Below are 14,090 nucleotides of genomic sequence, written 5' to 3'. Positions count from 1 at the left end.
ATGAAAAAAGTTCTTATTACCGGTGTAACCGGAATGATTGGAAAACATTTAGCAAAATCATTAAATAATAATGGATACCAAGTGGCAGGCTTGTCACGAGCAACGTCTGCTTCAAGGTACGAATTAAAATCTAATGATTATAAACACTATAAAGGGGATATACTCGATGTAAAATTCTTGAGAGAAGTTTGGAGCGATTGGAAGCCAGATTTGGTATATCATTTAGCGGCTCAAGCATATAATGGCGAAAGCTGGCGAGCAGAAGAGACAACATATCAATTAAACATAAAAGGTTCTCGTAATGTATTTGAAACCTGTTTGGAATTATCGCCAAATGCAAGAGTTATTCCTGCATGTTCTAGTGCAGAGTATGGTTTTGTGCCAGATAATATGATACCAATAAATGAAGATAAAACACCACTCCAACCAATTACACCGTATGGGGTTTCAAAGGCAGCAATGGAGATGATGGCTAGACAGTTTCATCTAAATTTTGGTTTAGATGTGGTTTTGCCAAGGTTGTTTATACATGTAGGCCCAGATCATCCTCCAGTAACTGCACTTCAAAATTTTGCAAGACAAATAGCTTCAATAAAATTAGGCTTACAAGAGCCTGTTATGAAGGTGGGCAATTTATCTTCATCGAGAGACTTTGTTGATGTCAGAGATGGAGTAGAAGCACTTATTTTATTAGCAGAAAAAGGAAAGTCTGGAGAAGTGTATAATCTATGTTATGGTAAGGATTGGACTATGCAAGAGTCTCTTGACAAGCTTATAGCTTTTAGTAATATGGATATCAAGGTTGAAACAGACCCAAAATTATTTAGACCCTCAGATGAGAAAGTGCTACTTGGAAATCCAGAAAAGTTAAACAAGTTAGGTTGGAAGGCTAAAATACCTTTTGATACTACTTTAGAAGACATTTATAAAAATTGGTTAGAAAGACTTTCATAATATGATGGGTAAAAAAAGGATTTTGTTCTCACTTGTAACCACTTGTCGTAATGAGATGCTTTCGTTGCCACGTTGGAAACAAAATATTTTGGATCAAACAAGACCACCAGACGAAATAGTTGTTGTAGACGCTTTTTCAGACGATGGCACCTTTGAATATCTTCAAGAATGGGCACTACAAGATAGTAGAGTAAAAGTTATTCAGGAAAAAGGGGCAGCTGCTAAAGGCCGTAATACGGCTATCTCTAAAGCCTCATATGATTACATTTTATCAACGGATATGGGTGTAAGATTAAATGAAATTTGGTGCGAGGAATTGATCGTGCCAATGGAAGTCGATAGCTCTATTGAAGTAGTTGCTGGTAATACCTGTATTGATACAGAGACGATAAAAAGCAAGGTAGCAAAGGCAGAATTCTATCTTGAAAATGGTGGTTTTGCTAAATTAACCCAAGGTCATATCCCAGGTAACCGTTCAATTGCTTATAAAAAGGATGTTTGGGAAGAAGTAGGACGGCTTCCAGAAGATTTAACCTTTTATGCAGATGATTCTGTTTTTGGACGGCAGTTGGTTCAAGGTAACTACAAATTTGGTTATGCACCCAAAGCCATGACATTTTGGGCTAGACCAAATTCATTTAAGGCTTTTTTTAGGGAACACTATGTTTACGGCAAAGGAGATGGGGAAGCTTACATAAAAACACCAAGAGCGTTTAAATGGTACCAATCAAAAAGGCTTAATAAAAAGTTAGTTCCAATAGTTCATTCTTTTAATAATCTTTTAAAGGGGTATAAGTTTAAAGGAATGTTAAGAGCTTTAAAAAAGGGTGATTTAATACCAATGGTATTGATACCTTGGTTAGTTGCCGGTAGAACGTATTGGCATGCAAAAGGCTATTTAGATGGTTATGTTACAGGGAATATTTCTTGTCAGGCTTGTAGAGCTAGACTAGAGCGAGATGAAAACGGATTTTCGTTGCTTTAAAAATTTTAATTCATATTAGTATTTGTCTATAAGTGATTTTACCATATCTGTCATCGTACCTCTTTATAACGGTGCTTTACTCATAGAGCGCTGTTTGGATTCGGTATTTAACCAAGCAGGAGACTACCAAACCGAAGTGATTGTAGTGGATGATGGTTCTACGGATGATTCCATCGCCTTGGTCAAGGCCTATTCTCATACCATTACAGTGGTGCAACAAACCAATCAAGGCCCAGCAGCTGCCAGAAACAAAGGTTTGGAACTGGCCACGGGTACCTATATGGCATTTTTGGATGCCGACGATTATTGGGAGCCCAATTTCTTGAAACAAACCATTGGTTTTATGGAAACTCATGACGTCGTGGCGGTCAGTGTAGGCCAAATCCATAAAATTAGCGGTAAGCCCGATAGGGTAATGCCGCAATTGGGCCATCTGCAAGAGGCTATGGATTTAGATGGAGTAGTGCTAGAGGACTTTTTTGCCTTTTGGGCAACCCACAACCATGTATGTACAGGCTCGGTACTGATGCGTACAAGTATAGCCAAGCAAACTGGAGGCCAACGCCCAGAGTTACGCATCACCGAAGACTTAGAGTTTTGGGGCTATCTAGCCACCTTTGGGTCGTGGGGTTTTATCCCCAAAGTGTTGTTTGTTAGCGATGGTGCTTTGGTGACCAAAAACCAAGGTTGGCTGCAAAAAAACAAAAAACGTTGGCAATCGGCACCCTCCGTAGAGGCATGGCAAACTCGTATTGTACAGCATATAAATGCTAAGGATACACCTGCTTTTGAGAGGCTTAGGGGACGCATAGCCAAAAATTTGGCCTATGCCATGATCTTATCCAACAGGCAAGAGCAGGCCAGGCAAACCACCTTAGCCTATGGCAAACACTATCCTAAGGATAAATTAGCAATGCTACTAACAGCATGTGCACCTTATTCATGGCTTTGGGTAGTTTTGGCAAAGGTATTGGGGATTAGAGAACAATTACGGTAACTATGGCAACTAAAGGTCAACTTTTACCCATCAAGCAGCTGATCAAAGCCGGAGGCCTTCCGGGTTACTTGCTATTGTTTCACCCTATTTTAATTTTTACCGTTAAAAGAAGGAGGGAATTGGACGACTATGCGGCTGTGGACACCTCGGCATTGTTACAAATTGTATTTGCACTGATTGTTTTTGCCTTGGTGCTGCATACCTTCTTTACCAAGGGTGTGCAAAAGTTTAGCTTTGTAAAGTTAAATCCCAATCGGTTTTTGTTGCTGTATGGTGTGGTCTGTTTTTTATCGCTCTTTTGGACGCCAAATGTTAACATCACCTTGTACCGTGCTTTCGAAATGCTGGTGTACCTGCTCCTTATTTCGTGGACGGTCTATAACCTCTTTATGAGGCTCGATACCCAAAATATGGTCGAATGGCTGGTGTTTTGGGCAGTTTGGGCGATAGTATGGTCAGTGGCTACCAATATAAAAGTAGCAGGTCTAAACTTTTTACAGAACCCTTTTGACGCGGCACGTCTAGACTACCCTATGGTCATCTTTTTTGCCTTGTTAATATCCAAGCGTAAAGTGTTTAAAGTGCTCATCTTAGCCTTGGCCTTCTTTTCGTTTTCCAATAAAATTTATTTGGGGTTTGCACTAGGGTTAGCCGGATTTTTATTTGGGAATGCCAAATACAAGGGGCTTATTTTTATGGGAATGATCGTGTTATTGGGTGTTTTAAGCTTTATTGATTTTGAAGAGCTTTTAAAACAAACGGTATTTATAGGTCGTAGGGAAGTTAGTTTGGAAGATTCCTCAGGTCGTTACTATGTATGGCAGGTGTCGTGGAAAGCCTTTTTAGAGAGTCCATGGATAGGTCATGGCTTTGTGGCTGGTGAGAATGCAGTATTATTCTCCAAATTTAAAGGAGCCATCAATAGCCATAATTTTTTATTTTCGGGCGTATTGGGCACGGGGATTTTAGGCACTCTGTTTTTATTGGGTTACTTTTGGACAGTGTTTAAAATGGGGTTAAAATCCATTTGGCCCAAGGACAAGTGGAAGCCAGCCATCATGGGCACATTAATTATGAGTCTAGTGGTGTCGTTTACATCACCTGGTATAGGTAGTCGGGTTTTTGGCTCATGGATTGGAGTGGTATTGGTATTGACCCTTATTGCGGCCTTATTTTATAAATTCAAACTAGAGAAACGACAACAAAGCAATTTGCAGAATGAGAATAACATGGGTCACCCGTAGCTTTTTGGATTATAGGATTCCTATATATGAAGAACTAAATAGGCTTTGCGATAATAACTTAACTCTAATTTACAATGCAGAGGTGGTGCCAGAACGTTGCAAAAAGAAAGTAGAGTCTATTTTGGGTACTAGGGCAATAGGTCTTGAAGGTGAGCTAAGACTATCGGGCAAAAAAATACAACCTCTATCAGACATTAAAAAAGGAGGGATTAGGATACCTGTGCAGCCTAATTTAATAAACACCATAAAAAAATCGCAAGCCGATGTATTGATAAGTGATGGGTTTTTTCAATGGACCTATGCCGCATTATGGTTAAAATTGATAGCTAAGATACCACATATAATGTGTTACGAAGGGACGGAGCATACTGAAAAAAATGCAGGATTTCTGAGACTGAAATATAGAAAATTGGCATCCAAGTGTATTGATATGATACATGTCAATGGTATTTTAAGTAAACAATTTCTAAGCAATGTATTGCACATTCCTGAACACAAGATTGCTCTAATGAATATGACAACTGAAATAGATGTATTGGAAAAAAAGGTAAGAGATGTTAAAGAGGACTTAAAGCTTAAACTTAAAAAGGAATTGAACTTAAAAACACATGTGTTTTTGTATGTTGGCAGATTAGTGCAGCTTAAGGGTGTCAGTCATCTATTACAAACTTGGGAAGTTGTTAATTTTGAAGAAGCAAGTTTGTTAATTATAGGTGATGGGTCAGAAAGAGAGGCATTAGAAGCTTTTGTGACATCCAAGGCATTGAAAAATGTTCACTTTACAGGAGCTATTGATTATGATGATATTTATAAGTTCTTTGCAATATCCAACTGTTTTATAATTCCAACGCTTAAGGACAACTGGTCACTGGTAGTACCCGAAGCCATGAGCTGCGGATTGCCCATCATGTCTTCAAAATACAATGGTTGTTGGCCAGAACTGGTTACTCCTAAGAACGGTTGGGTCTTTGATCCTTTAGATACCGACCAATTTGTAGAAACCCTTCAACAGGCCTATGCCAATAAGGAGCAATGGAAAGCAATGGGCAAGGAGTCACAACATATAATACAAGCGTTTTCACCAGAAAAGGTGGCATCGCGTATTTTTAATTCCTGTAAAACAGTAGCAAAACATGGCTAAAATATCATTTTCGGATTATTTGTATTTGTGGCGTTACAGTCTGGCTAAAAAAGGGGCATTGAGCCGGTATAAAGAAGCCTTGGATTTTCAACAGCTTAGTGCTGATGAGATGGAGCACAGGCAATGGCTAAAAACAAAACGAATTTTAGATCTGGCTTACGATAAGACCATATGGTACCATGATACTTTTAAGGCTGTGGGCTTGCATCCCAACGATATTTCAAAACCCGAATATTACAGTCAAGTCCCAGTCCTTCATCGAGAGGATATCATCCATCATTTTGATAAGTTTGTAGTAAAAGGCACCAAAGCAAGCCAATTAAACTACATTACCACGGGCGGTTCTTCGGGAACTCCCTTAAAATTGGGAGTGGATAAAAACAGGGTGCGCGAAATACAAAAATGGCAGATGTTTCATTGGTGGCATACGCCCTTAAATGCAAATATGGCAAGTGCTTACAGAGGTCTTCCTGTAAAAGGCTTAAAAAAGTTGGTCTTGGCAGCTGTTAATTGGCCACAACAGGTCGTCCGTTTGGATGCTACGGACCTCACTGAAGAAAAAATCAAAGCCTTTATTGCGCACTACAAACGTGTGCAACCAAAACTGTTTCATGGTTACGTTGGTGCAGTAGATGCCATTGCCGATTATATTATAGCGCATAACATTAGCTTCAGTTTTACACCAAATGCCATTTGGCTTACGGCTGCTCCTGTGACTAAGATTCAGGAAACTAAAATATCCAAAGCGTTTAACAATGCTCCAATTTGCGACCAGTATGGTTGTAGCGAGATGTATTTTATTGCAGCAGAAAGCCCTGCCAAAAATGGGCTTCATGTGTTTAGTGATACGGTAAAGTTGGAAGTAGTGGATAATGACAATCAACCACTTCCAAATGGCAAGGTCGGTAAGTTTGTATTGACCAATTTAGACGAAATGCGGTTTCCTTTGATACGCTATGCCAACGGAGACCAAGGACGCTATTTAGACAATACCAATGACACCGGGTTAAACCTGCCACGTATCGATAAGGTTAAAGGGCGTCTATCGGATAATTTGGTCTTAAGGGATGGTACCCTGTTATCTGGTGAATATTTAACCACTATTTTTGATGATTATACGGACTATGTAAAGCAATTTCAAATCATTCAAAACAAAAAAGGGGATATCATTTTAAATGTGTGTCTCTTCAAGGATGGTGATTTTGATGTTTTAAAGCAATTCATCTCTAAAGAGTTTGACAAGCGTATTGAGGGCAAAGCGCATTTTGAGATGAGGCTAGTGCCTGAGATACAGCCTGTAAATGGTAAATTAAAATTTATTATAAAGGAAGATTGAAAATTCTTTTTGTACATAACAACTACGCGAGCAACAATAGCGGTGAAGAACATGCCTCACAGGCCTTAGCGGATCTGTTGACCCAAAATGGCCATGAAGTACAATGGTACAGAAGGAGTTCTGATGTTATTGGCGATGCCTTTGGGTCTAAACTAGCAGCGTTTTTTTTGGGAATCTATAACCCTAAGGCCGTTAAAGAGTTAAAGCAGCTCATTCAAACCTTTCAGCCCAACGTGATTCAGGTGCAAAACCTGTACCCTTTTATTTCACCAGCTATTTTAAGGATGATCCGTAAGTTGGGCATACCTGTGGTGATGCGCTGTCCCAACTACAGACTGTTTTGCCCAACAGGCTTGCATCTGGACCAAAAGGGCAATATATGCGAGCGTTGTTTGTCTGGCACTAGAGAGCTCAACTGCGTGCTTAAAAACTGCGAAAGCAATCACTTTAAAAGTATAGGCTATGCGCTACGTAATGTTGTGGCAAGGACCTATTGGGGCATTTATAAATACGTCGATGCCTATATTGTACAAACCGAGTTTCAAAAACAAAAGTTTATCGCCAATGGCCTGCCAGCTAATAAATTGTATGTGGTACCAGGTCTCACACCTAAATTGGCAGCGGTAGCGCCCCATCAAAATCCAAGCATAGTGTCCTATATTGGTAGGGTGAGTAGGGAGAAGGGCATTGTTGAGTTTGTGGAGGCCGCCAAGCAGTTGCCCCATATTCCATTTTACGTCATTGGGAGCTATCCAGAGGAATTTGAAGCCCTGAAACAGAAGTCATCGGCTAATGTGACTTGGAAAGGCTTTGTGTCGGGTAAGGCCTTGGAAGCCATGTACCAAGCCTCTAAAATCATTGTAGTGCCTGGCAAATGGTTTGAAGGGTTTCCTAACGTGATGACCAGGGCAATGAAACACGGCAAACCGGTTATAGCAAGCCGTTTGGGTGCCATGTCATCTATTATAGATCATGAGGTTAATGGGCTTTTGGTGCCACCTGGCGATGTCACCGCCTTGGCAGCCGCTATTAATACGTTATATAAAGACGACAGCTTATGCAAGACCTTTGGTGATAAGGCCAAGCAAAAAGCGGAGCACTTATATACAACAGAGAAAGTGTATAACGGCCTACTAGAGGCCTATAATTATGCCATAAAGCAACATGCTATTTAATTCTTGGGAATTCATCATATTGTTTACCATAACCTGTGTGTTGTATTTTAATATACCGCACAAATACAGGGCATTGCTATTGTTAATCAGTTCTTACGTCTTTTATAGTTTTTGGCGATGGGACTTTGCCTTGTTAATGCTTGGAGTGAGCATCCTTAACTACTATGGTGGCTTAAAGATTTACCAAACGGAAGGGCAGCGGCAACAAAGGGTTTGGCTATGGAGCGTAGTCTTGCTCTCTTTAATACCCTTATTGTACTTAAAATATGGTAACTTTTTTATAGCCAACCTCAATGAACTTGTGTCTGAAACGCACAAGTTTTCAACCCTCGATGTTATTTTGCCCGTAGGGATTTCATTTTTTACGTTTCAGGCCTTGAGCTATTCCCTAGACATTTACTACAAAAAAACCACTGTAGAAAAAAACATTGTCAATTTTTGTGTCTTTGTGGCGTTCTTTCCTCAATTGGTAGCGGGTCCAATAGAACGTTCGTCTAATTTATTAAAGCAATTTAGAGTACCACATTATTTTGATAGAGCGGCTTTTATGGCTGGTGCCAAACTCTTTATTTGGGGACTTTTTAAAAAAGTAGTTATTGCCGATAGGTTGGCATTTTATGTCGATAGGGTCTATGAACAACCCGAACTCTATGGGGCATCTACCTTAGCTGTGGCCACATTATTCTTTGCAGTACAAATCTATTGCGATTTTAGTGGGTATTCGGATATGGCCATCGGAACAGCCAGAATATTGGGTTTTAAGCTAATGCAAAATTTTAATCTGCCCTATTTTGCGAAGTCCATTTCCGATTTTTGGAGACGTTGGCATATTTCATTGTCTACTTGGTTTTCAGATTATTTGTATAAGCCATTGGGTGGCAGTCGCGTCAACTATAACAGGTGGTTAATTAATATTTTTGTTGTATTTCTGGTGAGTGGCTTTTGGCATGGAGCAAACTGGACCTTTATTATTTGGGGTTTTCTGCATGCCGCGTTCTATGTGTTGGAAAATTGGGGAGATAAAGTTCTGGAAGTGCTAAAGCTATCAAAGCTAAAAATGTCAAAGGCCTACCATGGCTTTAAGGTCTTATCCGTTTTTGTATTGGTGTGTTATGCCTGGATTTATTTTAGGGCTGAAAGTGGTTCTGATGCCTTTTTGATTTCGTCAAAATTAGTTACGGATTGGCATCAACCTTTATATTTAGGGGCATCAACGGTGTCATTTGCATTGTGTATAGTATTGATTGTGGTTTTAGGGGTGGTGCAAGTCTTCCAGTATAAAGGCTATGCGAGTTTATATTTTTCGGAGTCTAAGGTACACCCTTATCTACAGTTAGTTTGGTATGTATTACTTTTAATGGGTATTTCGCTTTTGGGGATAAGCTCTAATTCGTTTATATACTTTCAATTTTAGGTGTCATGAATAAGAGAACATTTCTGCTCACAATAACGGTTTTCATAGTGCTGTTCCTCATAATGGATAGGACTGTGGCATCCATATTGGAAAAAGGCCTCAAAACCTATTATGGTTTAGATGATGAGAGTGAATTGGCTTTAGTTGGGCATTCGCATCTAATGCTTGGAGTAGATAAGGTGGCGCTCGAAAAACAGTTGGGCATAAACGTTTCAAAATACACAAGGGAAGGGGTGAATGTGAGTGACCGTTTAGTAATGATTGAGCAACTTCTTAATACCAATCCCAAGATTAAAACCGTGATATATGGCGTGGATGCTTGGACGTTTACAGGGGAAGGCTTAAGTGCCAATTCGTACAAACTATTTTATCCATTTTTTGATGATCCAAACATAGATGATTATATCAAACAACATGGCTCATTTTCAGATTACAGTTCTAAAAAATACATAAAAACCAGTCGCTATAATGAGCAATTGATTGCAGGTGCCATGAGAGGCTATCTTGGCAAATGGGACAACCTTAAGTACGGTACTGTGGATATAACCAAATTAAAGACACAGATACAAGAGGAGTCTTTTAGAAAAGTAAATAACGACCAACAAAATATTGAAATCTTTTACAAAACCTTATCGCTTTTAAAATCTAAAGGGATTAAGGTCATACTCCTACATGTGCCTACCGTAGATCTTTTGGAAACCTACCAACAGGAAAGTTTTAACGAAACGATGGCTATATTTGAAAATGTAGTGGACGAGGATGTTGCTTTTTTAGATTTACAAGAGCCTTGGTCTAGTAAGTATGAGTTGTTTTATGACCCTATTCATCTTAATCCAAAGGGGCAAGAGGTAATTACAGGAGCATTGATTGATTATTTAAAAACACATTAACATGGCTACATTATTAGGCTATCGGATCTATAAAAAACCATTGGACGCTTTGGAGGTCGCATCCCATAAAATCATCAATACCATAAATCCGCACAGTTATTGCGTGGCACAACAAGACAACGCCTTTAAGGAAGCTTTAAAAGCATCGGATATTTTGTTGCCGGATGGCATTGGGATTGTATGGGCTGAGCGGGTTCTAAACCGCAACAAGATTGTTAAAATAGCAGGTTACGATCTGTTTGTTCATCTTATGCAGCAACTCAATAAAACATCGGGCCGTTGCTTTTTTTTGGGCGCGTCTTCATCTACTCTGCAACGTATTGAAGAAATGGCAGCCATTGAGTACCCTAAGGTTAGTGTGGGTAGTTATTCGCCACCTTATAAACCAAGCTTTACCGAAGCGGATAGTGCTTTAATGTGTGCTGAGGTTAACGCCTTTAAACCCGATGTGCTTTTTGTAGGGATGACGGCACCTAAGCAAGAAAAATGGGTGCATAACAATAAAGAACGCCTACAGGCGGCAACGGTGTGTTCCATCGGCGCCGTTTTTGACTTTTATGCTGGTACCGTTAAAAGACCCTCACAATTTTGGATTAACTTAGGCTTAGAATGGTTGCCAAGACTTTTTAAAGAGCCCAAACGCTTATTTAAGCGTAATTTTGTGTCTACCCCAAAATTTATCTTGGAGGTCTTGAGCTACAAGATTTTTAAAAAGGGCATTCTTTGAGAGCTGTTGGTTTCAAATTTGTTGGGCTAGAAGGACTATAACAGATAAGTATTGAAGGATTATTTAAAACACACAAAAACACGCTAAAGTATGTATACGATAACAGTTGTTGCTGGGGCAAGACCCAACTTTATGAAGATAGCACCCATTATTCATGCAATTGAAGCCGCTAAACACCGCGGTGAGTCCTTAGCGTATAGATTGGTACACACCGGACAGCACTACGATAAGAATATGTCGGGCAGCTTTTTTGAACAATTGAACATTCCTCAGCCCCATGTTAATTTAGAGTGTAGTGGTGGTACCCAAGCCGAACAGACCGCTGCGATTTTAGTGAGTTTTGAAAAAGAGTTGATGGCGCATCCTGCCGATGTAGTCTTGGTGGTTGGAGATGTCACTTCGACCATGGCTTGTGCCTTGGTAGCGCAAAAGTTACATACAAAAGTAGCCCATGTAGAGGCAGGGATTCGGTCAGGCGATTGGACCATGCCAGAAGAGATCAACCGATTGGTGACCGATAGCATTACCAACTATTTCTTTACAACATCTGAATTGGCCAATCAAAACCTTCTGAAATGTGGTGTTGAAGAACATCAGATATTTTATGTAGGGAATACAATGATAGATACCCTCTTAAAGCAAAGGCCTCATTTTAGGCCACCAGCGGTTTGGAATCAGTTAGGATTAAAGCCACAAGGCTATATCGTCATGACACTTCATCGGCCAGCCAATGTAGACCAAGAGAGCCAGCTAAAGGCTATGATTGATGAAATTATAGCCAATACCAAGGATTTACCTTTAATTTTTCCGGTGCATCCTAGAACTGCTAAGATATTAGAGCGTTTAAACGTATCGCACCCAAGATTGCACATGGTGGCACCCTTGCCGTATTTGGAATTCAACTATCTAGTGGAACATGCCAAAGCAGTGATTACAGATTCAGGAGGTATTACAGAGGAAACCTCGGTAATGAATGTACCCTGTATGACCCTTCGTGATACTACCGAACGACCAGAAACCATAACCTTGGGCACCAATGAATTGGTGGGTACTAACCCAGCCGCTATTAAACCGTATCTCGCCAAACTCTTTAGTGGAGACTGGAAAGCATATAAAACCATTCCCTTGTGGGATGGTAAAACTGCCGAACGCATCATAACCCATATGCTGAACTTAACGAAGAAATAACCTAATGTTATTTATTTTGTCTGGGATAGTTTAAGAAATCAATTGTAATTTTGTACTTTCATAATCCCCTAAGATGTTGTAAACATCATACCTATGATTGAAACATTACTCAAAAATTTTTCACCTGAAAACAACATTGTTTTGTGGTTGTTAGCGGCATTTCTACTGGCATTATTTATTGCATACCAAACCTTTCCAACCATATTGTATGTGGCCAAAACAAAGCATCTCATGGATGAACCCGATAGTCGGAGTTTACATTCCCATCAAACACCAACCTTGGGTGGTATAGGCATTTTCATAGGGCTTATTGTGGTGATGACGATTGTTGGGGCGTTTTTAAATACCAAGGTGTTGCTCTTGGTAATGGGCGGCTTAACCATCTTATTTTTTCTAGGGCTAAAGGACGATTTAACGGTATTGTCTGCCAATAAAAAGTTTTTGGGGCAGCTACTGGCCTCAGGTTTGCTTGTTGTGTTTACAGATACCCGAATCATTGGGTTTTCTAGAATTTTGGATATTGATGTGCTGCCCTATTGGATATCCATTGGGTTTACACTCTTCGTTTATATTCTTATCATTAACGCCTACAATTTAATTGATGGGGTGGATGGTTTGGCAGGGTCGATCGCCTTTAGTGTGAGTGGCATTTTTGTATATCTGTTTGTCCGTGCTGGGGAGTTGAGCTTGGCAACGATAGCCATAGCCCTTTGTGGCTGTTTGTTGGCATTTTTGAGATTAAATTTTTCCAATAAGAATAAAATTTTTATGGGTGATACAGGCTCTATGATTGTAGGATTCTTATTAGCCTTTTTCACCATTAGCTTTATTAATATAGCACAGCTCGATGAATCTTCTGAGTATTACAGGGCTTCACCGGCACTAGCCTTTGCCTTATTGTTTTACCCATTGATTGACACTTTGCGGATTTTCTTTATAAGAATCGTAGTCCATAAAGCCAGCCCATTTAAGGCAGATAAGAACCATATCCATCACCGATTTATAAAAAGAGGCTATAGTCACAAAACAACAACACTACTTATTGTGTTTATCCAATTAATCATAATAGCCATTACATTCAATTTGCTGTACTTAACCTTAAACACTCAAATTGTTTTATTGTTACTCTATGGTTCAGCACTTTATGTTTTGCCATTTTTGTTTAAAAAATAGTGGATCTACTAAACTTTACTTTTTAAATCCTAAAATTGCTTTTGTAAGTCCTTGAAATGCGCCTATATTTGTTTTATATACAATTTACATCTTAATGAATATATACAGAGTTCTTAGCGTTCTTGTTTTTGTTGTTGTGTCGTCGTGTGCATCTAAGAAAGATATCCTTTATATGCAGGATGTTACCAATGTTGGTCCAGGGAATGTCAATTATCAGACCCCTACCATTCAACCCAATGATATTTTAAAAATAAATGTAGAAACCTTAATACCTGAAGCGGCTGCTCCTTATAATAAAGGCGTTCTACAAGGTATGCAGCCCCAAAATATCCAATTGTTGCAATTGGATGGGTATTTAGTATCTCTTGATAATACTATAAAGTTTCCAGTATTAGGCGAAATATCAACAGCTGGGCTTACTGCTTTGCAGTTAGAGGAAGATATTAAGAAGCGATTGGTAGAGGGTGGCCATTTGCTAAACCCAAAGGTTAATGTTAGACTGATTAATGCTAAGGTGACCATACTAGGTGAGGTTAATAAGCCAGGAACCTATAACTTTACCGAGCAAAATATAACCCTATTACAGGCTTTGGGCTATGCAGGAGATCTAACCATTAACGGTCAGCGCAACGATGTCTTGGTAACAAGGGAAGTAGATGGTATGAGAAAGGTAACCCACTTGGATCTGACCTCTGCGGCGTTTATGAATAGCGACTACTACTTTGTGAGACCAAATGATGTGATTGTGGTAAATCCAAATAATCCAAGGGTAAAGAATGCAGGCTTTATAGGTAATGTAGGAACCGTGTTAACCATCGCCTCTCTAGCGCTTAGTGTAACGATTTTATTGACAAGGTAGGTATGGA

13 protein-coding genes are annotated in these 14,090 nt (G+C 39.5%); all 13 read left to right on the top strand.

All coding sequences use genetic code 11. The features are described 5' to 3' along the window. The 13 genes from ACPX19_RS02755 (at window position 1) to ACPX19_RS02695 (ending at window position 14,083) form a co-directional block, all read left to right on the top strand. A complete protein-coding gene (locus tag ACPX19_RS02755) occupies window positions 1–954 on the top strand; it encodes a GDP-mannose 4,6-dehydratase (RefSeq protein WP_426431345.1) in 954 nt (317 codons plus the stop codon). Window position 955: 1 nt separating this feature from the next. Continuing rightward, window positions 956–1,939: a glycosyltransferase gene (locus tag ACPX19_RS02750; RefSeq protein WP_426431344.1), complete on the top strand. Its 984-nt coding sequence runs from the start codon at window positions 956–958 to the stop codon at window positions 1,937–1,939. A gap of 22 nt (window positions 1,940–1,961) precedes the next feature. Beyond that, entirely contained in the window at window positions 1,962–2,936 is a 975-nt protein-coding gene (locus ACPX19_RS02745; protein WP_426431343.1) for a glycosyltransferase family 2 protein, read from the top strand. Window positions 2,937–2,938: 2 nt separating this feature from the next. Further along, window positions 2,939–4,180, top strand: a complete 1,242-nt coding sequence (locus tag ACPX19_RS02740; protein ID WP_426431342.1) for an O-antigen ligase family protein — start codon at window positions 2,939–2,941, stop codon at window positions 4,178–4,180. Further along, window positions 4,155–5,321, top strand: a complete 1,167-nt coding sequence (locus tag ACPX19_RS02735) for a glycosyltransferase family 4 protein (RefSeq protein WP_426431341.1) — start codon at window positions 4,155–4,157, stop codon at window positions 5,319–5,321. Before ACPX19_RS02740 ends, ACPX19_RS02735 begins: the two co-directional genes overlap by 26 nt. Further along, window positions 5,314–6,657 (top strand): phenylacetate--CoA ligase family protein, encoded by a 1,344-nt coding sequence (locus ACPX19_RS02730; protein WP_426431339.1) that lies wholly within the window; start codon window positions 5,314–5,316, stop codon window positions 6,655–6,657. Before ACPX19_RS02735 ends, ACPX19_RS02730 begins: the two co-directional genes overlap by 8 nt. Before the next feature lie 314 nt (window positions 6,658–6,971). Then, window positions 6,972–7,832: a glycosyltransferase family 4 protein gene (locus ACPX19_RS02725; protein ID WP_426431338.1), complete on the top strand. Its 861-nt coding sequence runs from the start codon at window positions 6,972–6,974 to the stop codon at window positions 7,830–7,832. Then, a complete protein-coding gene (locus ACPX19_RS02720; RefSeq protein ID WP_426431337.1) occupies window positions 7,822–9,246 on the top strand; it encodes an MBOAT family O-acyltransferase in 1,425 nt (474 codons plus the stop codon). Before ACPX19_RS02725 ends, ACPX19_RS02720 begins: the two co-directional genes overlap by 11 nt. 5 nt (window positions 9,247–9,251) lie before the next feature. Further along, complete coding sequence (locus ACPX19_RS02715; RefSeq protein ID WP_426431335.1) at window positions 9,252–10,136, top strand: hypothetical protein; 885 nt, start codon at window positions 9,252–9,254, stop codon at window positions 10,134–10,136. Between the two features lies 1 nt (window position 10,137). Further along, the gene (locus ACPX19_RS02710; protein WP_426431334.1) at window positions 10,138–10,863 is read left to right on the top strand and encodes a WecB/TagA/CpsF family glycosyltransferase; all 726 of its coding nucleotides are present in this window, start codon (window positions 10,138–10,140) and stop codon (window positions 10,861–10,863) included. Between the two features lie 90 nt (window positions 10,864–10,953). After that, window positions 10,954–12,051, top strand: a complete 1,098-nt coding sequence (wecB, locus tag ACPX19_RS02705) for a non-hydrolyzing UDP-N-acetylglucosamine 2-epimerase (protein ID WP_426431333.1) — start codon at window positions 10,954–10,956, stop codon at window positions 12,049–12,051. 93 nt (window positions 12,052–12,144) lie between these two features. Next, window positions 12,145–13,224 (top strand): MraY family glycosyltransferase, encoded by a 1,080-nt coding sequence (locus ACPX19_RS02700; RefSeq protein ID WP_426431332.1) that lies wholly within the window; start codon window positions 12,145–12,147, stop codon window positions 13,222–13,224. Window positions 13,225–13,318: 94 nt separating this feature from the next. Continuing rightward, entirely contained in the window at window positions 13,319–14,083 is a 765-nt protein-coding gene (locus ACPX19_RS02695; RefSeq protein WP_426431331.1) for a polysaccharide biosynthesis/export family protein, read from the top strand. Window positions 14,084–14,090: the final 7 nt, after the last annotated feature.

It is taken from the genome of Winogradskyella sp. HB-48 (assembly GCF_049942685.1).
Lineage (GTDB): Bacteria > Bacteroidota > Bacteroidia > Flavobacteriales > Flavobacteriaceae > Winogradskyella.
Note: the sequence above shows the minus strand (reverse complement) of the source record. Positions and strands in the feature narration are given on the sequence as shown.